Genomic DNA, 23,782 nt, shown 5'->3' on the forward strand with positions numbered 1-23,782 from the left:
TGAGATGCCGCTCGCGACGCCGCTGAAGAATCTCGATCGCGAACTGGCCCGCTTTCACGGCCGACTGAAAGCAGGGGCGGTCTTCGTGGTGCTGCTGGCGGCTGCGCTGCTGGGGCGCGGCTATTACCTGCAGGTCACGCAGCACGATTACTACATTCAGCGCGCGGAATCGAACCGCATTTCGCTGGTGCCCACGGCGCCCAACCGCGGCCTCATCCTGGACCGCAAGGGGCGCATCCTGGCGGAGAACTATTCCGCCTACACGCTGGAACTGACGCGCACGCGCGCGAGCGACCTCGAGGCGACGCTGGCCGAGGTCGGCAAGCTGATCGAGATCACGCCCGGCGAGCTGCGGCGTTTCCGGCGGCTGCTCGCCGAATCCCACGAGTTCGAGACCGTTCCGCTGAAGAGCAAGCTGACCGACGAGGAGGTCGCGATTCTGGCGGCCAATCACTACCGCCTGCCGGGCGCGCAGGTGAAGGCGCGGCTGTTCCGCAACTACCGGGCCGGCCCCGGCATGGCGCACGTGGTCGGCTTCATCGGGCGGATCAACGACCGCGACCTCAAGGCGCTGCGCGCGTCCGGTCGCGAGGAGAACTACCGCGGCACGGTTCACATCGGCAAGACCGGGCTCGAGCAGAGCTACGAGGCGGTGCTGCACGGGCGCACCGGCTTCGACCAGATGGAGACCGACGCGAGCGGCCGCGCGGTGCGCATGCTGTCGCGGATTCCGCCGGTGCCGGGCAAGGACCTGCGGCTGTATCTCGACGCCGGGTTGCAGGCCGTCGCCGAACACGCCTTTGGCGACTACACGGGCGGCCTGGTCGCGCTCGACCCCAACACCGGCGGCGTGCTGGCGATGGTGAGCAAGCCGGGCTTCGACCCCAATCTGTTCGTCGACGGCATCGATCCGGAGACCTGGAAGACGCTCAACGAGTCGCCCGAGCGCCCCATGGTCAATCGCGTCCTGCGCGGCATCTATCCGCCGGGCTCGACGATCAAGCCGTTCATGGGCCTGGCCGGGCTCGAGACGGGCGTGCGCACGCCGAGCGACAGCATCGTCGACCCCGGCTATTTCATGCTGCCGAACAGCAGCCACCAGTACCGCGACTGGAAGCGCGGCGGCCACGGCATCGTCGACCTGCGGCGGGCGATCGCGCAGTCCTGCGACACCTATTTCTACAAGCTGGCGGTCGACCTCGGGATCGACCGCATGCACGACTTCCTGGAGAAATTCAGCTTTGGCGAGAAGACCGGCATCGACCTCGACGGCGAATCGCCCGGCCTGCTGCCGTCGCGCGAATGGAAGGAACGCCGCTGGAAGAAGATCTGGTACCCGGGGGAGACCGTGATCGCCGGCATCGGCCAGGGCTATCACCTGACCACGCCGCTGCAGCTGGCGACCGCGACGGCGATGATCGCCAACGGCGGCAAGCGGATCGAGCCGCGCCTGGTGGAGGCGATGCGCGACCCGCTCACCCACGTCTGGCAGCCGCTGGCGCCGGTGGTGCGCGACCAGGTGCCGATCAAGCCGGAGGACCTGGCCGTCGTGCGGCAGGGGATGGTGGACGTGGTCCACCCCGGCGGGACGGCGTCGGTCGCCGGCGCCGGGGCGCCCTACACGATGGCCGGCAAGACCGGCACGGCACAGGTGGTCGGCATCAAGCAGGGGGCGCGCTACGACGCCAGCCGCCTCGCCCGGCAATACCGCGACCATGCGCTGTTCATCGCCTACGCGCCGGCCGAGAATCCCAGGATCGCGATCGCGGTGCTGGTCGAGAACGGCGGGCATGGCGGCTCGACCGCGGCGCCGATCGCGCGCGCGGTGTTCGACTACTACCTGACCGGGAAGCTTCCCGGCAGCATGAAGGCGGAGGGGAACGATGCCTCGGACTAGCCACTGGATCATCCGCAGCCTGAGTCATGTCGACGTCATCCTGCTGGTGCTGGTGCTGCTGCTGCTCGGCATCAGCCTGGCCGTCGTGACGAGCGCCTCCGGCGAAAGCCCGGCCCGCATCACCGGGCATCTGGTCAATATCGCGCTCGCGCTCGGCGTGATGGTGGTGATGGCCAACGTGCCGCCGCACCTGCTGTCCAAGGTCGGGCCGCCCCTGTATGCGGTGGGGATCGTGCTGCTGGTCGGCGTCGCGCTGTTCGGCGAAATCCGCAATGGCGCGCGGCGCTGGCTGGACCTGGGATTCATGGCGTTCCAGCCGTCTGAACTGCTGAAGCTCGCGCTGCCGCTGATGCTGGCCTGGTATTTCCAGCGCAACGAGGGCGGGCTGCGCACGAAGCACTTCTTCGTCGCCGGCGCCCTGCTGGCGATGCCCTTCCTGCTGATCCTGCGCCAGCCCGACCTCGGCACGGCGCTGCTGATCGGCGCCTCCGGCTTCTACCTGCTGTTCTTCGCCGGCCTGCCGTGGAAGGTCATCGTCGGCGGCGGCGCGCTGGGGGCGGCGAGCCTGCCGGTGGTGTGGGGGTTGATGCACGACTATCAGCGGCAGCGCATCCTGACCCTGCTCGATCCCTCGTCCGATCCGCTCGGTGCCGGCTACCACATCATCCAGTCGACCATCGCCATCGGCTCGGGCGGCCTGTTCGGCAAGGGCTGGATGCAGGGAACGCAGAACCAGCTCGATTTCATTCCCGAGCGCACCACCGACTTCATCTATGCGGTGTTCGGCGAGGAATTCGGCTACGTCGGCGCCGTCCTGCTGGTGGCGCTCTACCTGGCCGTCGTCGCGCGCGGGCTGCTGATCGCGGCGCGGGCACCGACCCTGTTCGGGCGCCTGATGGCGGCGACCGTGAGCCTCAATCTCTTCACCTACGTGTTCGTCAACATGGGCATGGTGTCCGGCATCCTCCCCGTGGTCGGCGTGCCCCTGCCGCTGATGAGCTACGGCGGCACCGCCCTGCTCACGCTGCTGCTCGGCATCGGCATTCTGATGAGCGTGGCGACGCACCGGCAGCTCAACAAGTCGTGAGCGGCTAAAATACGCCCCATGAACACGAAATCCTTCCTGGGCGTCGCCGTTCTCGCATTGGTGCTTGCCGGCTGTGCCACCGCGCCGCCGGCCAAGCAGGCGGCGCGCACGCCCCCTCCCGCGAAGGGCGGCTACTACCTCGACGACGGCCCCGAGGCCAATCCGCCGGCGAACCTCGATGCGGTTCCCGACGCCGTGCCGCGCAAGGAGCCGCTGAACCGCTTTGCGAACCGCGCCTACGTCGCGCTCGGCACGACCTATACGCCGCAGACCACGTACCAGCCTTACGTCGAGGAGGGCGTGGCCTCGTGGTACGGCCGCCGCTTCAACGGCAAGAAGACCGCGTCCGGCGAACGCTACGACATGTACGCGATGACGGCGGCGCATCCGACGCTGCCGATCCCGAGCTATGCGCGCGTCACCTCGCTCGATACCGGAAAATCGGTCGTGGTGCGCGTCAACGACCGCGGTCCGTTCCACAGCAGGCGCATCATCGACCTGTCCTACACGGCCGCCCACAAGCTGGGCTTTCTGGCACGCGGCAGCGGCCGGGTGCGGGTCGAGAGCATCGATCCCGATGGCGGTGACGCCGGAGGCAAGGACTCCGAGGACGGCATCTATCTCCAGGTCGGCGCTTTTTCCCGCGCCGACAATGCGCGCGCGCTGCGCGACCGCCTCGAGCGCCTGCTCGACATCGACGCCAGCCAGACCCGCGTCGTGCTCGACGGCAGGCTGCACCGCGTGCAGCTCGGGCCCTACGCCAGCGACGATGCGGCCCAGACCGATCGTGCGCGGGTACGGGAACGCCTCGACCTGAATGCGGTCCTGGTCAAACGCGACTGACTGAAAGGCCGAGCATGAAGCATTTCTGGCTGGGGCTGGCGCTCCTTTTTTCCTTTTCCGTATCGGCCTGGGCGGGGCCTGCCGGCATCGCGGCGCGCGCGTGGATCGTGATCGACCAGGCGAGCGGGCGCGAGCTGGCTTCCCAGCAGGCCGACCTGCCGCTGGCGCCGGCGTCGCTGACGCAGATGATGACCGCCTACGTCCTGCTCGACGACATCCGCCGGAACAAGCTGAACCTGGGCCAGATGGTGACGGTACCCGCGGCGGCCGTGCAGATGGACGGCTCGCGCGTCTTCCTGCAGGCGGGCGAGAAGCTCAGCGTCGAGACCCTGCTGCAGGCGATGCTGCTGGAATCGGCGAGCGACGCGACGGTGGCGCTGGTGACGGCGGCGTCCGGCAGCGAGGCCGCGTTCGTCGCGCGGATGAATCAGGAAGCGCGGCGCCTCGGCATGACCCGCACCCGCTTCGTGAACGCCACCGGCCTCGATGCGCCGGGACAGGAAGCGAGCGCGCGCGACCTGGCGCTGCTGGGCCGGGTACTGGCGCGCGATTTCCCCGACCGGCTGGCGCTGTTCGGGCAGCGCGAACTGCCGTTCAAGGGCGTCACCTATTTCAACGGCAACCGCCTGCTGTGGCGCGACAGCACGGTGACCGGCCTGAAGGCCGGGCGCACGCCCCAGGCAGGCTATTGCCTGGCGGCGTCGGCCCAGCGCGGCGACCAGGGGCGCATCGCCGTGGTGCTCAATGCGCGCTCGGACGGCCAGCGGACGCAGGATGCGCTGCGCCTGCTCAACTACGGCTTCGAAAATTTCGATAGCGTGCTGCTGTATCGTGCCGGGCAGACGGTCAAGGAAATGAAGGTCTACCGCGGCGAGCAGCCCACGGTCAGCATGGGCTTCGCGCAGGACTTCCATATGCTGGTGCCGCACGGCGGCGCGGCGCGGGTCAAGGCCGAGGTCATCACGCGGCAGCCGATGCTGGCTCCGCTGAACCGTGGCCAGCGCATCGGGACCTTGCGGCTCACGCTCGACGGCCACCTGCTTGGCGACTATCCGCTGGTCGCGCTGCAGGATGTCGGCGTCGCCGGCCTGCTGGGGCGCGGCTGGGACTCGATCCGGCTGCTCTTCGCGAAATGAACGTCTACCTCAACGGGCGGTTCCTGCCGCTCGCCGAGGCGAAGATCTCGGTGCTCGATCGCGGCTTCCTGTTCGGCGACGGCGTGTACGAGGTCGTGCCGGTCTACTCGGGCAAACCGTTCCGGCTCGAATCGCACCTGCGCCGCCTGCAGGCCAGCCTCGACGGCATCCGCCTGGCCAATCCGCACGACGAGGCGGCGTGGCGTGCGCTCATTGGCCAGTTGATCGCGCAGCAGGGAAGCGAAGACCAGTCGGTCTACGTCCAGGTGACGCGCGGCCTGCCAGGCGAAGGCGAGCCGCTGCGCGACCACCCGTTTCCGCAGGCCGCGGTGCCGACCGTCTTCATGCTCGCGCAGCCGCTGGTGACGGCATCGCCCGCGCAGAAGGCCGCCGGCGTCTGCGCCGTCACCGCCGCCGACGACCGCTGGCTGCGCTGCAACATCAAGGCGAGCGCGCTGCTGGCGAACATCCTGCTGCGCCAGCAGTCGGTCGACGCCGGTTGCGCCGAGACGGTCATGCTGCGCGACGGCTACCTGACCGAGGGCGCGGCGAGCAACATCTTCGTGGTGAAGGACGGCGTGCTGCTCGCGCCGCCGCCGTCGAACCTGATGCTCACCGGCATCACCTACGACGTGGTGCTGGAACTCGCCGCCGCGCACGGCATTCCCCACGTCGTCCGCCCGGTCGGCGAGGCCGAGCTGCGCGGTGCCGACGAGCTGTGGATGACCTCGTCGACCAAGGAGATCATGGCCATCGTCCGGCTCGACGGCGCGCCCGTCGGCGCCGGCGTGCCGGGACCGCTGGCACAACGGATGGATGCCCTGTACCAGACTTTCAAGCGCGAGGTGATGCGGGCGTGAGCGACGAAACCCTGCTGACATTCCCGACCGATTTTCCCATCAAGATCATGGGCGAGCGGCGCGACGACTTCGCGCAGACCATGGTCGAGCTGGTGCTGCGGCACGCGCCGGACTTCCGGCCGGAAACGGTCGAGATGCGGGCCTCGCGCAGCGGCAACTATCTTTCACTGACGGTCGTCGTGCGTGCGACCTCGAAGGCGCAGCTCGACGCGCTGTACCGCGAGATCACCGCCCATCCCTGGGTGAAGATGGCGCTCTGATGGCAGGCGGTGAGCGGCAAGCGGCGGGCGGCGAGGCGATCGTCCGGCAACTGGGGCGGGTGGAGTACGTGCCGACCTGGCGGGCGATGCAGGACTTCACCGCACGCCGCACGCCGGACACCCCCGACGAACTCTGGGTACTCGAGCACCCGCCCGTCTACACGCTGGGCCAGGCCGGCAAGGCCGAGCACCTGATCGCCGCGACCGACATCCCGCTGGTGCCGATCGACCGCGGCGGGCAGATCACCTACCACGGACCCGGGCAGGCCGTCGTCTACGTGCTGGTCGACCTGCGCCGCCGCGGCTACGGCATCCGCGAACTCGTGGTGCGCATGGAGCAGGCGGTGATCGACTTCCTCGCGGCCCGCGGTGCCAGCGCGGCGCGGCGAGCCGGCGCCCCCGGCGTTTACGTCGATGGCGCGAAGATTGCCGCGCTCGGCCTGCGCGTGAGGCACGGCTGCACGTATCATGGCCTGGCGCTCAACGTCGACATGGACCTCGGTCCGTTCGCGGCCATCAATCCCTGCGGCTACGCCGGGATGCCGGTGACGCAATGCCGCGACCTCGGCATCGACGAACCGGTGGCCGCGGCGGGGCGCGCCCTCGCCGCCAGCCTGGCGAAGACGATCTATTCTTGACCGCTTCGCCGGGACATAAGTATTCTTGCAACTTCTAATGGAGCTGCTTATGCCCGCCGATTCCCTGCCGTCCGACCCCAGGCTCCTGATGCGCTCGATCATCCAGCGCATCGCCACCGGACCGGACCTGTCCAAGAACATCAGCCGTACCGAGGCGCATCTCGGCACCAAGGCCATCATCGACAACGTGATCGATCCGGTGCAGGTCGGCATCTATTTCATCGCGCTGCGCATGAAGCGCGAGACGATGGACGAAAACCGCGGCGTGCTCGACGCGGTGCTCGAGACCACCCGCCGCGTGACGGCCGAGGTCGACGAGGTGGTCGATATCGGCGATCCCTACGACGGCTACAACCGTTGCCTGCCGGCGGCCCCCTTCCTCGGCCCGCTGCTGGCCGAATGCGGCCTGCACGTCGTCAGCCACGGCCTCGACAAGGTCGGCCCCAAGTACGGCGTGACCGCACGTCACGTGCTCGAGGCCGCCGGCGTCCCGGTCGACCTGACGCCCGAGGCGGCGGCCGCCCGGCTGGCCGATCCGGCGATCGGCTGGACCTACGTCGACCAAGCGCAATCCAACCCCGGCCTGCACCACCTCGTCACGCTGCGCGCGCAGATGATCAAGCGCCAGGTGCTGACGACGGTCGAGGTCCTCTCCAAGCCCATCCAGGGCCGCAAGAAGACGCATTTCGTCACCGGCTACGTGCACAAGCCGTATCCGCCCGTGTATGCCGACCTCGCGCGCGAGGCCGGCTTCGACACGGCCTGCATCGTGCGCGGCGTCGAGGGTGGCGTGATCCCCTCGCTGCGCCAGACCGGCAAGTATTTCCACTACCACGACCGCGGCGCCGAAGTCGAAGCCAACATCGACCCGGTGGCGCTCGGCATCGATCAGCCGGTGCGCGCGGTGCCGCTGCCCGGCTCGGTGGCCGGCGAGGCGGGCGAGGACGAGATCGTCGCGGCCATCGACATCCCGGCGACGGCGCGCGCGGCGGCGGAAGCCGGCATTCTGGCGCTGAAGGGCGACAAGGGGCCGACCTACGATTCGCTCGTGCTCGCCGGCTCGATCATCCTGCATCACGTCGGCAAGGCTGCCAGCGTGGCGGATGCGGCGGCGCAGGTCCGCACCGTGCTGGATTCCGGCAAGGCGGTCGCAAGGATCAAGTGATGAGCGGATACGTTGCGATCGCCGCAGCCGACGAACTCAAGCCGGCCGAAATGAAGCGCGTCGTCGTCGACGGCAGGCGCCTCCTGCTGTGCAATGCCAACGGCACGCACTACGTCGTCGACGAGATGTGCAGCCACGAGGATTATTCGCTCTACCTGGGCTGCATCAAGGACGGCAAGATCAAGTGCTCGCTGCACGGCAGCTACTTCGATCTCGCGACCGGCCGGCCCACCTGCGAACCGGCCGACACGCCGATCCGGACCTATCCGGTCAAGGTCGAAGCCGGCCAGGTGTGGGTCGAGGTCTGACTACTTTTCCAGCAGGCGGCGGATCGTCTCGACCATCGCGGGATGGTCGAAATCGCGCCCGCCCATGCCGCGGTACACGATGCGCCCGCGCGGGTCGACGAGGAAGCTGGTCGGCAGGCCCAGCACGCCCCAGGCCGGCGCCACTTCGCTCGTGCGGTCGATCAGGATGGGAAAGCCCGGCGCGGGATCGAGCTGCCCGGTGAACACGAACACGTTGTCGGGCGTCTCTTCCTGGTCGATGGCCAGGATGGCGAAGGGCTCGCCGTCCAGCTGCTGCCGCAGCCGCTCCATCGAGGGCATCTCGCGGCGGCAGGGCGGACACCAGGTCGCCCAGAAGTTCACCAGCACGACCTTGCCGCGATAGTCGGACAGCCGATGCAGCTTGCCGTCGAGGTCGGGCAGGGCGAAATCCGGCGCGGGCCGGGCGGGCTTGAGCGCCGTCAGGCTGTGGCTCAGCTCCGGCAGCGGCAGCGCGGCACGGGCGGGCAGCGCCAGGCACAGCGCCGCGCAGAGGCCGAGCGCCTTAGTGCGCAGCCGGCGGCTGCGCGGGCGCGCAGGCGAGGTTCTCGAGCTTGCCGGTGTAGTGCTTGCCATGATGACTCCAGGAATAGACGAGGTCGAAGCGGGCGCCGGGCGGCAGGCGAACGGTCGTGAAGCCCTGGGCCCAGTCGCCGGCGTCGAAGCTGACGTCGGCGGGCAGGATCGACCAGCCGAAATCCGCGCCCAGCTTCTTCCATTCGGCGACCCATTCGGGTTTGGTCTTGAGGCGGTGCGCCTGGCCGTCGGGCGTGACGTAGCGCCAGTCCGCGACCCGGTAGGAGAGGAGGCCGCCCGACTGGTTCTGCGCGACGGTGCCGAATACGCAGTAGTCCTTCATGCTGTCGACCACCGCCGGCGGCAGGCCGCGTGACGAATACAGCGCGGCGACGAAATCCGGATAGAGCTGGATGAGTTCGAGGCTGAAGCCGCGGTCTTCCTTCTTCCAGGAAAACAGCCCGCTGTCGGGGTCGCGGGTTGCCGTCTGGCCGGCGGCCGGGCTTGCTGCCGCGGCCGGCAGTGCGAGCAGCAAGGCGAGGGGGGCGAGGATGCGTGCGCGTGCCATGTCCGAATATTAGCGCTGAGCGCGCCGCCGTCCATCCCCCCTGCCGCCGGGAGGGCGGGCCGCCCCGTCATCTCGGGTAAAATTGCGTCTTTAGCGAGGCACTCCATGGCTGATCCCATCCAACACAAGGGCGCGTCGAAGACCTCCCGCATTCCGATCAAGATCGTGCCGCAGCCGCGCATGCGCCTGCCGTCGTGGATCCGCGCCAAGTCGCCCAACGTGCCGAACGTCGCGCGGCTCAAGGGCATCCTGCGCGAGGCGAAGCTGCACACCGTGTGCGAGGAGGCCTCGTGCCCCAACCTCGGCGAATGCTTCGGCCACGGCACCGCGACCTTCATGATCCTGGGCGACCTCTGCACGCGGCGCTGCCCGTTCTGCGACGTCGGCCACGGCACGCCGCTGCCGCCGGACGCCGACGAGCCGCGCCATCTGGCCGAGACCATCGCGCTGATGGCGCTGAAATACGTGGTGATCACCAGCGTCGACCGCGACGATCTGCGCGACGGCGGCGCCGGGCATTTCGCGCAGTGCATCGCCGCGGTGCGCGAGCAGTCGCCGGCCACCCGCATCGAGATCCTGACGCCGGACTTCCGCGGTCGGCTCGAGAAAGCGCTCGACATGCTCGGTACGGCGCCGCCGGACGTGATGAACCACAACCTCGAGACCGTGCCGCGCCTCTACAAGGCGGCGCGCCCGGGTGCCGACTACGCCCATTCGCTGAAGCTGCTGAAGGACTTCAAGGCGCGCCACCCCGATATCCCGACCAAGTCCGGCCTGATGCTGGGCCTGGGCGAGGAGGACGATGAGATCCTCGAGGTGATGCGCGACCTGCGCGCGCACGACGTCGACATGCTGACGCTCGGACAGTACCTGCAGCCGTCGCAGCATCACCTGCCGGTACTGCGCTTCGTGACGCCCGAGCGCTTCGCGCAGTTCGAGCAGGAAGCGCTGGCGATGGGCTTCCGGCATGCCGCCTGCGGGCCGATGGTGCGCTCGAGCTATCACGCCGACCAGCAGGCCGCGGGCGTCTAAAATTCGGCCGGGTTTTATCGGCCGGTTTATATTGTTGTTATCATGGTTTATTGTTTTTACATAAACCTTGATAAGGTCTTTATATATGGATCCGCGCATCAATCCTTACGCTCCCGGTGCGGGTACGCAGCCTCCCGAACTGGCTGGCCGCGACGAACTCATCGAAAAAGCGGCCATTGCCCTGGACCGGCTGCGGAATGGCCTTTCGGCTAGAAGCCTGCTGCTTGTTGGACTACGGGGCGTTGGGAAGACTGTTCTGCTCACGCGGATCGCTCAGGAGACGGAAGCGAGAGGTTTTGTCGTGGTGACGATCGAATCGCCGGAGAAGCGATCATTACCCGCGTTGCTGATACCTTCGATAAGGATGGCCATTCTCAAGCTCGACCGCATTGCCGCGGCAGGTGATCTGGCTAAAAAAGCACTTAAGGCGTTAGGCGGCTTCGTCGGTGCAATGAAGGTAAAGTATCAGGACATCGAATTTGGGGTGGATCTGGGCAATGAGCCGGGTATTGCGGACTCGGGTGATCTTGAGCACGACCTGATCGATCTTTTTGTTGAGCTTGGTCATGCCGCGAGGGAAAAGAAAACAGCCGTCGTCTTCTTTATCGATGAGTTGCAGTATGTCGAGGAGGACCAGTTTGCCTCGCTTATTACTGCGCTCCATAAATGTGCTCAGTTGCAACTTCCGGTTGCGTTGATTGGGGCGGGGCTTCCCCAGCTGGTAGGGCGGGCGGGACGCGCTAAATCCTACGCGGAACGGCTGTTCGAATACCCCGAAATCGGGCCTCTCAAGGAAGATGAGGCACGGCGAGCATTGGTGATTCCTGCGCGGGAACGGGGCGTTGAGTATGAGGAGGGGGCGTTGGAAGAGATCCTCGCTCAGACCAAAGCCTATCCTTACTTTCTCCAGGAATGGGGCAAGCACAGCTGGCACTGTGCCGCTTCTTCGCCCATCACGAGGGCAGATGCTGCCGCGGCCACCGAGCTCGCGATTCAGGAACTGGACGCGAGTTTCTTCCGTGTACGCTTCGACCGGCTTACGCCCGCCGAAAAAAAATATCTGCGTGCCATGGCCGAATTGGGTGAGGGACCTCACCGCTCAGGTGACATTGCCCATTTGTTGGGACGAGATGTCCAGACTGTTGCGCCGATTAGGGCCAGCCTAATTGGTAAAGGCATGGTGTATAGCCCTTCGCATGGCGACAACAGTTTCACCGTTCCCTTGTTTGACGGCTATATGAAGCGCGTAATGCCCCAATTGCAGTAATTTGCAGCGCCTACCTGAGCAGTCGCCGGCGCGTCAGCGCCAGCGCGATGACGTAGCCGACGCTGCCATAGGCGGCCAGCCCGAAGACGTGTAGCGCGATGTCGTCGGGGACCCTGCCGACGACCAGCGGCCGCGCCAGGTCGATCGCGTGCGTGAGCGGCAGCCAGGCCGATATCGCCTGCATGGGGCCGGGCAGCTGCGCCACCGGGAAGAACACGCCGCACAGCAGCACCATCGGCGTGATCACCAGCGTGAAGTAGTAGAGGAAGAAGTCGTAGCTCGGCGACACGGCATTCATCACCAGGCCCATGCCGCCGAAGCAGAACCCGACCAGCGCCACCACCGGGATGATCCACAGCGTCATCCAGAAATTGCCGTACAGGCCCAGCCCCCAGATCACCGCGAGGATCGCGAGCCCCGACAGCAGGCTCTTCGACGCGGCCCAGGTCAGTTCCCCCAGCATCACGTCGTCGAGCGTGAGCGGCGCGTTCAGGATCGCGTCCCAGGTGCGCTGCACGTGCATGCGCGAGAAGCTGGAATACAGCACCTCGAAGGTCGCGGCGTTCATGGTGCTGTAGGCGACGGTGCCGGCGGCGAGGAAGGTGAGGTAGGGCATGCCCGCGACGTCGGGCAGCAGGCTGCCGAGGCCGAAGCCGAGGCCGAGCATGTAGAGCATCGGGTCCGCGAGGTTGCCGAGGATCGACGGAATGGCGAGCTTCCTCCACACCAGGTAGTTGCGCTGCCAGACCGGAATGAAGCGCCACGACAGGCGCGGCATGCGCAGGGGGCTAGTCACGCAGGTCCCTCCCGGTCAGCTTGAGAAACACGTCCTCGAGGTTCGACGGCCGGTGCACGTAGCGCAGGCCGCTCGCGTGCCTGAGCGCGCCGATCACGTGATCGGCATTGTCCGTGTAGCAGAACAGCGTCTCGCCGACGGTCTCGAAGCGCTGGCAGGCCGTCGATGCATGGGCGCGCGCCCAGTCCCCGAGTCCTTCGCCGAAGACCTCGACCACCGCGGGCTCGATGTGGGACTCGATCAGTGCGCGCGGCGCGCCCTCGGCGACGATGGCGCCGTGATCGAGGATGGCGAGGCGGTCGGCGAGCCGCTCGGCCTCGTCCATGAAGTGGGTGGTGAGCACGATCGTCTTGCCGGCGGCGATCAGCCGGCGCAGGCCCTGCCAGATCAGGTGGCGCGCCTGCGGATCGAGGCCGGTGGTCGGCTCGTCGAGGAACAGGATGTCGGGATCGTGCACCAGCGCGCGCGCCAGCGTCAGGCGCCGCTTCATCCCGCCCGACAATTGCGCGATCTGCGCGTCGGCCTTGGTCGCGAGGCCGGCGAAGTCGAGCAGTTCGGGCACCCGGGCGGCGATCGCCGCGCGCTCCATGCCGAAGTAGCGACCGTAGGCGAGCAGGTTCTCGCGCACCGAGAAGTCGGGATCGAGGTTGTCCATCTGCGGCACCACGCCGACCTTCATGCGCGCCTCGCGGGCGCGCTGCGGCACCGGCAGGCCGGCGAGCTCGATGCTGCCGGCGTCGGGATCGGTGAGGCCCAGCAGCAGGCGCAGCGTGGTGGTCTTGCCGGCGCCGTTGGGACCGAGAAGGCCGAAGCATTCGCCGCGCCGGACGTCGAGGTCGAGCCCGCGCACGACCTCGGTCGTGCCGTAGCGCTTGGTGAGGCCGCGCGCCTTCAGCACGGGCACGCCTCCAGGAAGGCCTGCTTCAGTTCCTTCAGCTTGCCGTGGAAGAAGTGGCCCGCCGCGGGAATGATCCTGGTGGCGAGCCCCTGCTGCTCGGCCCACAGGCGGATCGCGGCGGGCGGAATCAGTTCGTCGGCATCGCCGAAGATCACCACCGTGTCGGGCGGCACCGGGTCGAATTCGTACATCGTGACGGCCGGGGCGACCAGGATCAGGCGCCTGGCGTGCAGTTCCTGGCGCAGGCGGTGCTGCACGAAGGCGCCGAACGAGAAACCGGCCAGCGCCCACGGCAGGCCGGGATAGCTCGCCTCGACGAAGCGGGCGACGGCGAGCAGGTCGTCGGTCTCGCCGACGCCGGCGTCGAATTCGCCGTCGCTCATGCCGACGCCGCGGAAATTCGGCCGCACGCTGACCCAGCCGAGTTCGGTCGCCGCCTTGGCGAGCGTCGTCACCACCTTGTTGTCGAGGCTGCCGCCATGCAGCGGATGGGGATGGGCGACCAGCAGCAGGCCGCGGCGGTCGGTCTCGGGGTCGTCGATCACGGTTTCCAGCTTGCCGACGGAAACCGGGATGCGCAGCTTGTAGCGTTTCACTTCAACCGCAAGCGCTCGACGATACGCCCCTGCTTCAGATGCTGCTCGAAGATCTCGTCGATGTCGGCCTCGTCGACGTAGGTGTACCAGACGCCTTCCGGGTAGACCACGACGACCGGACCCTCGTCGCAGCGGTCGAGGCAGCCGGCGCTGTTGATCCGGCACTTGCCTTCGCCGTTGAGGTTGGCGTGCTTGACCTTCTTCTTGAGGTAATCGCGCATGCGCTGGCCGCCGGCGTCGCCGCAGCACCTGGCGCCGTCGTCGCGCCGGTTGGTGCAGAAGAAGACGTGGTGCTTGTAATAGGGATCAGTCATTCTGGAATTCCGAATATTTGCGCGCGTTGCCGTGCGCCTGGTCGACCGGATACTTGCGCGCGTTGATCGCGAGCTTGTCGCCGGCCGCCTGCAGCAGGTCGATGCCGAGCAGGTCGGCCAGCCGCGTCAGGTAGATCAGCACGTCGGCGATCTCCTGGCGCACCGCCTCGTGCTGGGCAGGGCTCAGCCCACTGCTTTCCTCCGGCGTCAGCCACTGGAAGGGCTCCACCAGCTCGGCGGCTTCGACAACGAGGGCCATCACCAGGTTCTTAGGAGTATGGTAGCGTTGCCATGCACGCGCCTCGGCGAATTCGCGGACGCGCCGGCGCAGCGTGTCGAGGCTGTCGATGTCGTGTGCGGTCATGGCCCGCATGATACCGCGGCGCGCGGCAGGCTTACGACATCGCTGTCGGATTGCCGACGGGCCGCCCGTCGGGCGTGCGGAAAGTGGGGCCGAATGGCGGCTTCCGGCGCGGCTCGGTGCCTGGCCTGGGGCTTGCTTGTGCCCTTGGCCAGTGAAACGGGTTTTTGAATCCGCTCTGGCATAATGCCGGCGAATCAATGCATATAAGGAGGAGGGTGGACATGTTCACGATCAAGAAGCATCTTGCACGCGCTGCCGTCGTGCTGGCGGTCGCCGCCATGGCGGGCTGTTCCAGTACGCCGACCTACCCGCCCGCGCCTGCCTCGACGGGCAAGTACAGCTGGAACTACCTGATCGGCCCGGGGGACTCGGTTCAGGTGTTCGTGTGGCGCAACCCCGACGTGTCCGGCACCTTCCCGGTGCGTCCGGACGGCAAGATGACCATGAATCTGGTCGAGGACATCCAGGCGTCCGGCAAGACCCCGACCCAGCTGGCGCGTGACATCGAGAAGGCGCTCGGCAAGTACATCCAGGAACCCATCGTCACCGTGATCGTCGCCGGCGGCATCGGGCCGTTCGACCAGCAGATCCGCGTGATCGGCGAGGCGGCCAAGCCCCAGGCGCTCAACTATCGCGAGCACATGAGCCTGATCGACCTGATGATCGCGGTCGGCGGGCTGACCGATTTCGCGGCAGGCAACAAGGCCTACATCCTGCGCACGGTGGACGGCAAGCAGGCGCGGCTTGGGGTGCGTCTCGAGGACCTGCTGCGCGGCGGCGACACCTCGGCCAACGTCGAGATGCGGCCGGGCGACGTGCTGGTGGTGCCTGAAAGCCTGTTCTAACCGGTCTGCGCCGCCTCAGCGGCGCTTCTTGATGGCGGAACGTCCTCATGGAACAACTGTTGCAGCAAATTCTTGCCTATGCGAAGGCTGCCTGGCAGCGCCGCTGGTGGGGCGTGGCGGTGGCGTGGCTGGTATGCCTCGTCGGCTGGACCTGGGTGATGATGATGCCCGACCGGTATCAGGCGTCGGCACGCGTGTATGTCGACACGCAGACCCTGCTCAAGCCCTTGCTGGCCGGGCTCGCCGTCGAGCCCAACGTCGAGCAGCAGATCAAGCTGATGACGCGCCAGCTGGTGAGCCGGCCGACGCTGGAAAAGGTGGCGCGGATGACGGATCTCGACGTGAAGGCGAAGACGCCCGAGCAGACCGAGGCGATGCTGAACGAGCTGGCGAGCAAGATCTCCATCGCGGACGCCGGCCGCGAGAATCTCTATACGATCAGTTATCAGGACGCCAGCGGTGACCTGGCGAAGAAGGTCGTGCAGTCGCTGTTGACCATCTTCGTCGAAAGCAGCCTGGGCAAGACGCGCCTGGACATCTCGAGTTCGCAGCGCTTCATCGAGGAGCAGCTGCAGCAATACGCGCAGAAGCTGAACGAGGCGGAGAACGCGCTCAAGGATTTCAAGCAGAAGCATATCGGCATGATGCCGGGGCAGGGGGGCGACTACTACGCGAAGCTCGCCGACGTCAGCGGCCAGGTGCGGCAGGCCCAACTGGATCTGCAGGAGGCCGTGAACCGTCGCAACCAGCTCAAGCGCCAGCTGGCGGACGAGGAACCTGAGCTGAGCGCCGCCGCAGCAGCCAGCGCGGATACCAGCGAAATCGACGGCCGCATCCAGGCGCTGCAGAAGCAGATGGACCAGCTGCGCCTTCAATATACCGACCTGCATCCCGACGTGCAGGCGACCAAGCGCCTGATCGAGAAGCTGCAGGCCGACAAGAAGGCCGAGCAGGCGAAGCGCAAGGCCGATCCGACGGGCGCGAAGATACAGAATCCGGTCTACCAGCAGCTCACGCTGTCGATTGCCGAGGCGGATGCCACCGTGGCTTCGCTGCAGGCGCGCGTCTCGGAATACCAGCGTCGCTACGGTGAGCTGCGCAGCGCCTCCAACATGATTCCGCAGGTCGAGCAGGAATACACGCAGCTGACGCGGAACTACGACGTCTACAAGCAGAACTACGACGACCTCCTGAAGCGCCGCGAATCCGTCACCATGTCGGGCGAGGTCGAGAGCAAGACCGACACTGTCGATTTCCGGGTGATCGATCCCCCCTTCGTGCCGAGCAAGCCGGCCTGGCCGAACCGGCCCCTGCTGCTGTCGCTGGTCGGGCTGGGCGGCCTCGCAGCCGGGACGGCGTTTGCCTTCCTGCTGAGCCAGCTTCGCCGTACCGTGACCGACCGCCGCGTGCTGCGCGAACTCACCGGGCTGCCGCTGCTGGGCGCCGTATCGCGGGTGGAGACCGATGAGACCCGCCGCCGCAAGCGCAAGGGCCTGCTGACGTACCTGGCGGCGCTGGGCAGCCTGATCGCCGCCTACGGGGCCGTGATGATCCTGCAGCTGGTCGTCTCGCGCGCGGGCTAGGAGGGAACATGAGCATCATTGAAAAAGCGGCGGGCAAGCTTGGCATGGGCGGCGCCCACGCCGCGCCCCGCGAGGGCGAAGGCCATAATGGCGCGCACGATGCCAGCCTGATCGAGAGCGCGCTCAACAAGCAGCGCGTCGGCCAGGCGGCGCCGGCGGAGCCGGTGGGGCCGGTGGGGCCGGTGGACAAGGTGCCCGACACCCGGGCGATGGAAGGCGAAAGCCAGATGCAGTCGATCAACCTGGCGCGCCTGCACCGCATGGGGGTCGTCGCGCCGGATGCGGAAAAGAGCCAGATCGCCGAGGAGTTCCGCATCATCAAGCGCCCCCTCATCGCCAACGCCTTCGGCCAGGGCGCGGCGCGCGTCAAGAACGGCAACCTCATCATGGTCACCAGTTCGCTGCCGGGCGAGGGCAAGAGCTTCTGCGCCATCAACCTGGCGATCTCGATGGCGATGGAAATGGACCGCACCGTGCTGCTGGTCGATGCCGACGTCGCCAAGCCGCGCGTACCCGAATACCTCGGCATCCACGCCGACAAGGGACTGCTCGACGTGCTGCAGGACAAGGACCTGAAGCTGTCCGACGTGCTGATCCGGACCGACATCGCCAAGCTTACCGTGCTGCCGGCCGGCCGCACCTACAAGCGCGCGACCGAACTCCTCGCGAGCGCCGCGATGACCCGCCTGGTCGAGGACATCGGCAACCGCTACCCGGACCGGATCATCCTGTTCGACTCGCCGCCGCTGCTGGCGACGAGCGAATCCAGCGTACTGGCGACGCACATGGGGCAGATCGTGATGGTGGTCGAGGCCGAAAAGACGTCGCAGGAAGCGGTGCGCGAGGCGCTGGGCCACATCCAGTCGTGCGAGGTGGTGGGGATGCTGCTGAACAAGACGACGCCCACCCCCGGCGCGGACTACTACTACGGCTACTATGGCAGCTATGGCAAATAAGCCCGATGGCGCCAGCGCGCGGGGTGCCTGGCGGGCAGCGCGGCTCGCCCTGGTACTGGGCCTTGCGGGCGCGCCTGCCGCGCATGCCATCGAGTGGCGCGTCGAGCCGTCCGTGCGCGCAACGGCGACCTATACGGACAACGTCAGGCAAAGCGCCAGCAACACCCAGGATGCGCTGATCCTCAGCGCGACGCCGAGCGTCATGCTGCGCTCCGAGGGATCGCGCCGGCTGCAGGCCAGCCTGCAGTATGGCTTTACCGGCGTGTCGCGCTTCGGCGGCGACAGCAGCGACAATCTCTATCACATGCTGAACGCGCTCGGCAAAGCCGAGCTGGTCAAGGATTTCCTGTACGTCGACGGGGCCGCGCACATTTCGCAGGAACTCATTTCCATCCTCGGTTCTCCTGCCGATGCCACGACCAACAACAGCAACCGTACGACCGTCGGAACCTACTCGATCAGCCCCTATGTCCAGCACCGCCTCGGCACCTTCGCCATCGCGCAGGCGCGCTACACGGCGAGCGGGGCGATGTTCCAGAACAATGTGGCGGCCAATTCCAGCATCAATGCCTTTACGGCGAGCCTGCTCAGCGGAACCCGCTTCAACGACCTGAGCTGGGGCCTCAACTATTCCCTGCGCAAGGCGCAGAACCGCAACGCCGCCGACACCACGCTGGAGAGTGCGAACGTGACGGCGGGCTACGCCCTGAGCTCCCATTTCCGCGTGTTCGGCATGGTGGGGCAGGACTGGAACGACTATCTCAGCACGACGGGCACGAGTGGCTCGTTCTACAGCGCGGGGGTCGGCTGGTCGCCGACGCGGCGGACCAGCATCGAGGCATCGGCCGGCGAGCGCTACTTCGGCCGCACCTTCAGCCTGGCGGCCACGCACCGAACCCGGATGTCGCGCTGGAATGCGAGCTATTCCGAGAACGTCAGCGACATCACCCAGCAATTCCTGGCGCAGAGCAGCCGCATCTTCTGGCTGTGCGGCGCCAATCTGAATCTGGTGGAAACCGCTGACCTCACGAATCCGGCCCCGGGGAGTTGCATCGGCCCCATCTCCGCGGGCCAACTGGCTACGGCATACAGCAGCCTCGGGGTGAGCACCTCCGACTTGATCGCTGCGGGCCTGCTGAACATCGCGACCACGAGCGGCATCTACGTGATCAAGAACGCCCGCGCGGGGGTGTCATGGGACGTCGGCCGCCTGAGCTACGGGCTCGTGCTGACGGACACCAGGCGTCTCTACCAGGCGCTGGCTGGCGCGGAGGATCGCGTGCAGGCGGTGATCGGTTCCGTGTCCTATCGCCTGTCGGCCCAGACCACGGCCACCGGCGGGCTTTCGCTGACGCGCAACACCGCGGATGCGCTGGTGACGGGCGGGGCGCCGCGCCAGGACGACATCCTCAGTGTCAGTCTCGGCCTCAACCGTCGCTTCGACGACAAGCTCGACGGCGCGTTGATATTCCGCCACACCCATCGCGATTCGAACCTTGCCAGTGCAACCTACGACGAAAACGCGCTCACGGCCCTGGTCAACATGCGCTTCTGAGCGGCCCGGCGGAATGGCACGGGCGTTGCTGTACGGGTAGCGGGGATGCGCGTGTTCAGATAACGGATTGTCCATGTACGAAGACTATTACCGCTTTAGCGCCAAGCCGTTCCAGCTCAATCCCGACCCGCGCTTCTTCTTCGGGTCGAAGGGCCACAAGCGGGCGATGGCCTACCTGGATTACGGCCTCTCGCTCGGCGAGGGGTTCATCGTCATCACCGGCGAAGTGGGGGCCGGCAAGACGACGCTGGTGCGCAACCTGTTCCGGCAGCTGGAGGCGCACAACCTCGTTGCGGCGCAACTGGTGTCGACCCAGCTCGATGCCGAGGACACCTTGCGCAGCGTGGCGGCGAGCTTCGGCCTCGAGCACGAGGGGCTGACCAAGTCGGCGCTGCTGAAGAATCTCGAGACCTTCCTGGGAACGGCGGCACGGCAGGGCAAACGCGCGCTGCTGGTCGTCGACGAGGCGCAGAACCTGACGCCGCGCGCGGTCGAAGAGCTGCGCATGCTGTCCAATTTCCAGAACGACGACCGCTCGCTGATCCAGACCTTCCTGCTGGGGCAGCCGGAGTTCCGCGGCATCCTGCAGAGCCCGGACATGCAGCAGCTGCGCCAGCGCGTCGTGGCTTCCTACCACCTGGGGCCGCTCGATGCGGACGAGACGCGCGGCTATATCGAGCACCGCCTGCGCACGGTGGGCTGGCAGGGCACGCCGGGCTTCGACAGCGAGGCGTTCGCTGCGTTGCATCGCTTCACCGGCGGAATCCCGCGCCGCATCAACACGACGTGCGACCGTCTGCTCCTGTTCGGATTTCTCGAGGAAAAGAGCCATTTCGGCGAGGCGGAAGTGGGCGAGGTGATCTCGGACCTGCGAAGCGAGGTTGCGCATCAGGAATTCCAGGGGGCCACCGGTGTCGGCGCTTCCCAGCCCGCCCAGCCTGCGGGCCTGCTGCACCAGGAAGACACGGCGCGGCTTGCGCAGCGCATCGACCAGGTCGAGCGCTCGGTGAATCGCATCCTGCCGATCGTGCGCAAGATCCTCTACACGGTCAGCGAACGCCACCCGACGACGGACGACGACGGCACGCAGCCGGAAAATTTCGACGCCACCCATTGACGATCCGGCCATGACCCAGGTTCTGTGCATCGCGGGTGCGCGCCCCAATTTCATGAAGATCGCGCCGGTCATGGCAGCGCTCGCCGAGACCGGCATCAGCGCGCAGCTGTTGCATACCGGGCAGCATTACGACGCGGCGATGAGCGACAGCTTCTTCTCCGACCTGGGCATCCCGCCGCCGGACCACCACCTCGAGGTCGGCTCGGGCACGCATGCGGTGCAGACGGCCGAGGTGATGAAGCGCTTCGAGCCGGTGCTGGAAAGCGTGCAGCCGCAGGCGGTCCTTGTGGTGGGCGATGTCAATTCGACGCTCGCGTGCGCGCTGGTCGCGGCCAAGCGCGGCGTCCGCGTGATTCATGTGGAGGCCGGCCTCAGGAGCTATGACCGCAGCATGCCGGAGGAGATCAACCGGGTGCTGACCGACCAGATCTCCGACCTGCTGTTCACGACCGAGCGCACGGCCCTCGCCAACCTGCAGGCCGAAGGCATCGACGCGTCGCGCGTCGAGTTCGTCGGCAATGTCATGATCGACACCCTCTATCGCAATCTGGAGCGCGCGGTGCCGGCGGCCCGAACCCTGGGCGCCGCATTGCCGCAGTATGCGGTGCTGACGCTCCATCGGCCTTCCAACGTGGACGATCCGGCGACGCTCGCCGCGCTGCTCGACGTCGTCGGCGAGATCAACCGACGCCTGCCGGTGGTGATGCCGCTGCATCCGCGCACGCGCGGCAACGTCGAGAAATTCGGGTTGACCGCAAAGCTCGACGGCCTGCATATCCTGCCGCCGGTCGGCTACCTCGAGATGCTCGGCCTGATGCGCGACGCCCGGCTGGTGCTGACCGATTCCGGCGGCATCCAGGAAGAAACCACCGCCCTCGGCGTGCCCTGCCTCACGCTGCGCGATAACACCGAGCGCCCGATCACGATCGACGAAGGCACCAACACCCTCGTCGGGCCGAACCCGGAGGCGATCCGGGCCGCGTTCGCCGACGTGATGGCAGGCGGCGGCAAGGCCGGCCGCATTCCGGAATACTGGGACGGACGGGCGGCGATGCGCATCGCGCACGCGCTGCAGGGCTGGCTGCCGCAGAAGAAGGGTACGCACGCCCTGACGGGGATCCGGGTGGGCTGATGAAGAACGCCATGTCGATTGACGTCGAGGACTATTTCCAGGTGTCGGCCTTCGCGCCGCACATTCGACGCGAGGACTGGGACGCGCTGCCGTGCCGCGTCGAGCGCAACGTCGACACGATCCTCGCGCTGCTCGACGAGGCCGGTGCCAGGGCGACCTTCTTCACCCTCGGCTGGATCGCCGAGCGCCATCCGCAGGTCGTGCGCCGCATCGTCGACAACGGCCACGAGCTTGCGAGCCATGGCTACGGCCACCAGCGGGCGAGCGACCTCACGCCCGCGCAGTTCCGCGACGACGTCAGCCGCGCCAAGGCCATCCTCGAGGACCTCGGCGGGGTCGCCGTCCGCGGCTATCGCGCGCCCAGCTTCTCCATCAACCGCGGGAACTGGTGGGCGGTCGAGGCGCTGCAAAGCGCCGGCTATGTCTACAGCTCGAGCATCTACCCCGTGCGCCACGACCACTACGGCATGCCCGACGCACCGCGTTTCCCGCACCGTCCGAACGGCGCGGAGGGGATTCTCGAAGTGCCGCCGACCACGCTGCCGCTGCTGGGCCGCAACCTGCCGGCCGCGGGCGGCGGGTGGTTCCGCCTGCTGCCCTACGCGGCTTCGCGCTGGATGCTCAGGCGCGTCAATGCGTGCGACGGGGCGCCGTGCATGTTCTATTTCCATCCGTGGGAGCTCGATGCCGAGCAGCCGCGCCAGTCCGGACTGCCGGCGAAGACGCGCTTCCGTCATTACGTGAACCTGAGGCGGATGCCGGGCCGGCTGCGCCGGCTGCTGCGCGATTTCGAATGGGATCGCGTCGACCGGGTGTTTCTCGAGGGCGGCTGCCAATGAACCGGCTGGCCGATCCCCTTCCGGCGGCCGACGTGGGCGCGGGCGTCAGCGTCCGCATGCTGGGCGCGCAGGAAGGCGCGCGCTGGGATGCCTACGTGAATGCGCATCCGGACGCGACGTTCTTCCATCGCGCGGGCTGGCGGCGCGTGATCGAGGCGGCGTTCGGCCACCGCACCCATTTCCTGCTGGCGGAGCGCGGCGGCGAGATCGTCGGCGTGCTGCCGCTGGCGGAAATCAGGAGCCGCCTGTTCGGCCATGGCCTGGGGTCCCTGCCGTTCTGCGCCTACGGCGGCATCGTGGCCGACCACGACGCCGCCTTCCGCGCCCTCGACGCCGCGGCACAGTCACTGGCGCAGCGGCTCGGCGTCGGCGCGCTGGAATATCGCAACCAGGCGCCGCAGCATGCGCATTGGCCGACCAAGGACCTGTACGTCACCTTCAGGAAGGTGATCGCGCCCGAGGTCGATGCGAACCTGAACGCGATTCCGCGCAAGCAGCGCGCCATGGTCAGAAAGGGCATCAAGGCGGGCCTCGTCGGTGAAATCGACGGCGACACGTCCCGCTTTTTCCGGGCGTATTCGGCGAGCGTTCATCGCCTCGGCACGCCGGTGTTCTCCCGCAAGTATTTCCGGCTGCTCAAGGAAGAATTCGGCAGCGACTGCGAAGTGCTTACCATCACGCAGGACGGCAAGTTGATCGCCAGCGTGCTGTCGTTCTACTTCCGCGACGAGGTGTTGCCGTATTACGGCGGCGGCGTCGACGCGGCCCGTGCCGTCGCCGGCAATGACTTCATGTACTGGGACCTGATGCGGCGTGCCTGCGAGCGTGGCCTCAAGGTGTTCGACTTCGGGCGCAGCAAGCGCGGCACCGGCTCGTTCGACTTCAAGAAGAACTGGGGCTTCGAGCCGACGCCGCTGTACTACGAATATTTCCTGGTGAAGGACACCGAGGTTCCGGAGGTCAACCCGCTCAACCCGAAATACCGGCTTTTCATCCAGGCCTGGAAGAAGATGCCGCTGGCGCTGGCCAACGTGATCGGGCCGCACATCGTCAAGAACCTGGGGTAGTGTGCAGCGTGAATATTCTGCTTGCCCGCGCATTGGCCACCGCCGTGCCGCCCTCTGATGGAACCTCTGACCAATCGACTAAGCCCGCAAGCGGGCAAGTCGCTGGTTATCCCCAACCCTCTCCC

The 23,782-nt window shown here is 67.1% G+C and carries 26 protein-coding genes; 19 read left to right on the top strand and 7 right to left on the bottom strand.

The window, feature by feature from the left end; translation table 11 throughout:
• The first annotated feature begins 4 nt into the window (after window positions 1-4).
• From mrdA to VA613_RS01660, 9 genes are read left to right on the top strand one after another with little or no spacing between them, the layout of a single operon-like run.
• The gene (gene mrdA, locus VA613_RS01620; protein WP_324780124.1) at window positions 5-1,897 is read left to right on the top strand and encodes a penicillin-binding protein 2; all 1,893 of its coding nucleotides are present in this window, start codon (window positions 5-7) and stop codon (window positions 1,895-1,897) included.
• On the top strand, window positions 1,884-2,984 hold the full coding sequence (gene rodA, locus VA613_RS01625; protein WP_324780125.1) for a rod shape-determining protein RodA: 1,101 nt from the start codon (window positions 1,884-1,886) through the stop codon (window positions 2,982-2,984). Before mrdA ends, rodA begins: the two co-directional genes overlap by 14 nt.
• Window positions 2,985-3,002: 18 nt before the next feature.
• Window positions 3,003-3,827 carry a septal ring lytic transglycosylase RlpA family protein gene (locus VA613_RS01630; protein ID WP_324780126.1) on the top strand — a complete coding sequence of 275 codons (825 nt, stop codon included), beginning with the start codon at window positions 3,003-3,005 and terminating at the stop codon, window positions 3,825-3,827.
• A 14-nt stretch (window positions 3,828-3,841) separates the two neighbouring features.
• A complete protein-coding gene (locus tag VA613_RS01635) occupies window positions 3,842-4,963 on the top strand; it encodes a D-alanyl-D-alanine carboxypeptidase family protein (protein ID WP_324780127.1) in 1,122 nt (373 codons plus the stop codon).
• A complete protein-coding gene (locus tag VA613_RS01640; protein WP_324780128.1) occupies window positions 4,960-5,823 on the top strand; it encodes a D-amino acid aminotransferase in 864 nt (287 codons plus the stop codon). Before VA613_RS01635 ends, VA613_RS01640 begins: the two co-directional genes overlap by 4 nt.
• Window positions 5,820-6,083, top strand: coding sequence for a YbeD family protein (locus tag VA613_RS01645; protein WP_324780129.1), 264 nt, complete (start codon window positions 5,820-5,822; stop codon window positions 6,081-6,083). The genes VA613_RS01640 and VA613_RS01645 overlap by 4 nt, the downstream gene beginning before the upstream one ends.
• The gene (gene lipB / locus VA613_RS01650) at window positions 6,083-6,721 is read left to right on the top strand and encodes a lipoyl(octanoyl) transferase LipB (RefSeq protein ID WP_324780130.1); all 639 of its coding nucleotides are present in this window, start codon (window positions 6,083-6,085) and stop codon (window positions 6,719-6,721) included. Before VA613_RS01645 ends, lipB begins: the two co-directional genes overlap by 1 nt.
• Window positions 6,722-6,770: 49 nt before the next feature.
• Window positions 6,771-7,886, top strand: coding sequence for an anthranilate phosphoribosyltransferase (locus VA613_RS01655; protein WP_324780131.1), 1,116 nt, complete (start codon window positions 6,771-6,773; stop codon window positions 7,884-7,886).
• Entirely contained in the window at window positions 7,886-8,194 is a 309-nt protein-coding gene (locus tag VA613_RS01660) for a non-heme iron oxygenase ferredoxin subunit (RefSeq protein ID WP_324780132.1), read from the top strand. The genes VA613_RS01655 and VA613_RS01660 overlap by 1 nt, the downstream gene beginning before the upstream one ends.
• Here VA613_RS01660 and VA613_RS01665 read toward each other — a convergent pair whose 3' ends face one another.
• Together VA613_RS01665 and VA613_RS01670 are read right to left on the bottom strand one after the other, a co-directional pair.
• The gene (locus VA613_RS01665; protein ID WP_324780133.1) at window positions 8,195-8,788 is read right to left on the bottom strand and encodes a TlpA family protein disulfide reductase; all 594 of its coding nucleotides are present in this window, start codon (window positions 8,786-8,788) and stop codon (window positions 8,195-8,197) included.
• A complete protein-coding gene (locus VA613_RS01670) occupies window positions 8,718-9,296 on the bottom strand; it encodes a hypothetical protein (RefSeq protein WP_324780134.1) in 579 nt (192 codons plus the stop codon). The genes VA613_RS01665 and VA613_RS01670 overlap by 71 nt, the downstream gene beginning before the upstream one ends.
• Before the next feature lie 105 nt (window positions 9,297-9,401).
• Between VA613_RS01670 and lipA the strand changes: the two genes are divergently transcribed.
• Both lipA and VA613_RS01680 read left to right on the top strand, forming a co-directional pair.
• On the top strand, window positions 9,402-10,328 hold the full coding sequence (gene lipA, locus VA613_RS01675; protein WP_324780135.1) for a lipoyl synthase: 927 nt from the start codon (window positions 9,402-9,404) through the stop codon (window positions 10,326-10,328).
• 85 nt (window positions 10,329-10,413) lie between these two features.
• The gene (locus tag VA613_RS01680) at window positions 10,414-11,595 is read left to right on the top strand and encodes an ATP-binding protein (RefSeq protein ID WP_324780136.1); all 1,182 of its coding nucleotides are present in this window, start codon (window positions 10,414-10,416) and stop codon (window positions 11,593-11,595) included.
• Between the two features lie 10 nt (window positions 11,596-11,605).
• Here the strand turns inward: VA613_RS01680 and VA613_RS01685 are convergent, their stop codons facing one another.
• Genes VA613_RS01685 through VA613_RS01705 form a run of 5 tightly spaced genes read right to left on the bottom strand, consistent with a single transcriptional unit; the run spans window position 11,606 to window position 14,563 of the window.
• On the bottom strand, window positions 11,606-12,391 hold the full coding sequence (locus tag VA613_RS01685) for an ABC transporter permease (RefSeq protein WP_324780137.1): 786 nt from the start codon (window positions 12,389-12,391) through the stop codon (window positions 11,606-11,608).
• Complete coding sequence (locus VA613_RS01690; RefSeq protein ID WP_324780138.1) at window positions 12,384-13,289, bottom strand: ATP-binding cassette domain-containing protein; 906 nt, start codon at window positions 13,287-13,289, stop codon at window positions 12,384-12,386. The genes VA613_RS01685 and VA613_RS01690 overlap by 8 nt, the downstream gene beginning before the upstream one ends.
• A complete protein-coding gene (locus VA613_RS01695; protein ID WP_324780139.1) occupies window positions 13,283-13,885 on the bottom strand; it encodes an alpha/beta hydrolase in 603 nt (200 codons plus the stop codon). Before VA613_RS01695 ends, VA613_RS01690 begins: the two co-directional genes overlap by 7 nt.
• A complete protein-coding gene (locus VA613_RS01700; RefSeq protein ID WP_324780140.1) occupies window positions 13,882-14,199 on the bottom strand; it encodes a (2Fe-2S) ferredoxin domain-containing protein in 318 nt (105 codons plus the stop codon). Before VA613_RS01700 ends, VA613_RS01695 begins: the two co-directional genes overlap by 4 nt.
• Window positions 14,192-14,563 (bottom strand): nucleotide pyrophosphohydrolase, encoded by a 372-nt coding sequence (locus VA613_RS01705; protein WP_324780141.1) that lies wholly within the window; start codon window positions 14,561-14,563, stop codon window positions 14,192-14,194. Before VA613_RS01705 ends, VA613_RS01700 begins: the two co-directional genes overlap by 8 nt.
• Window positions 14,564-14,784: 221 nt before the next feature.
• Here VA613_RS01705 and VA613_RS01710 point away from each other — a divergent pair, with 221 nt between their 5' ends.
• From VA613_RS01710 to VA613_RS01745, 8 genes are all read left to right on the top strand, one after another.
• Window positions 14,785-15,408 carry an XrtA/PEP-CTERM system exopolysaccharide export protein gene (locus VA613_RS01710; RefSeq protein ID WP_324780142.1) on the top strand — a complete coding sequence of 208 codons (624 nt, stop codon included), beginning with the start codon at window positions 14,785-14,787 and terminating at the stop codon, window positions 15,406-15,408.
• Between the two features lie 47 nt (window positions 15,409-15,455).
• Window positions 15,456-16,991 (top strand): XrtA system polysaccharide chain length determinant, encoded by a 1,536-nt coding sequence (locus tag VA613_RS01715; RefSeq protein ID WP_324780143.1) that lies wholly within the window; start codon window positions 15,456-15,458, stop codon window positions 16,989-16,991.
• Between the two features lie 8 nt (window positions 16,992-16,999).
• The gene (locus tag VA613_RS01720; protein ID WP_324780144.1) at window positions 17,000-17,947 is read left to right on the top strand and encodes an XrtA-associated tyrosine autokinase; all 948 of its coding nucleotides are present in this window, start codon (window positions 17,000-17,002) and stop codon (window positions 17,945-17,947) included.
• A complete protein-coding gene (locus VA613_RS01725; RefSeq protein ID WP_324780145.1) occupies window positions 17,937-19,502 on the top strand; it encodes a TIGR03016 family PEP-CTERM system-associated outer membrane protein in 1,566 nt (521 codons plus the stop codon). Before VA613_RS01720 ends, VA613_RS01725 begins: the two co-directional genes overlap by 11 nt.
• 73 nt (window positions 19,503-19,575) lie before the next feature.
• Window positions 19,576-20,619: an XrtA/PEP-CTERM system-associated ATPase gene (locus VA613_RS01730; protein ID WP_324780146.1), complete on the top strand. Its 1,044-nt coding sequence runs from the start codon at window positions 19,576-19,578 to the stop codon at window positions 20,617-20,619.
• A 10-nt stretch (window positions 20,620-20,629) separates the two neighbouring features.
• Complete coding sequence (gene wecB, locus VA613_RS01735; protein WP_324780147.1) at window positions 20,630-21,751, top strand: non-hydrolyzing UDP-N-acetylglucosamine 2-epimerase; 1,122 nt, start codon at window positions 20,630-20,632, stop codon at window positions 21,749-21,751.
• On the top strand, window positions 21,751-22,590 hold the full coding sequence (locus VA613_RS01740) for an XrtA system polysaccharide deacetylase (protein ID WP_324780148.1): 840 nt from the start codon (window positions 21,751-21,753) through the stop codon (window positions 22,588-22,590). The genes wecB and VA613_RS01740 overlap by 1 nt, the downstream gene beginning before the upstream one ends.
• A complete protein-coding gene (locus VA613_RS01745; protein ID WP_407702857.1) occupies window positions 22,587-23,657 on the top strand; it encodes a FemAB family XrtA/PEP-CTERM system-associated protein in 1,071 nt (356 codons plus the stop codon). The genes VA613_RS01740 and VA613_RS01745 overlap by 4 nt, the downstream gene beginning before the upstream one ends.
• Window positions 23,658-23,782: the final 125 nt, after the last annotated feature.

The organism is Thiobacillus sp. SCUT-2 (assembly GCF_035621355.1).
Lineage (GTDB): Bacteria > Pseudomonadota > Gammaproteobacteria > Burkholderiales > Thiobacillaceae > Thiobacillus > Thiobacillus sedimenti.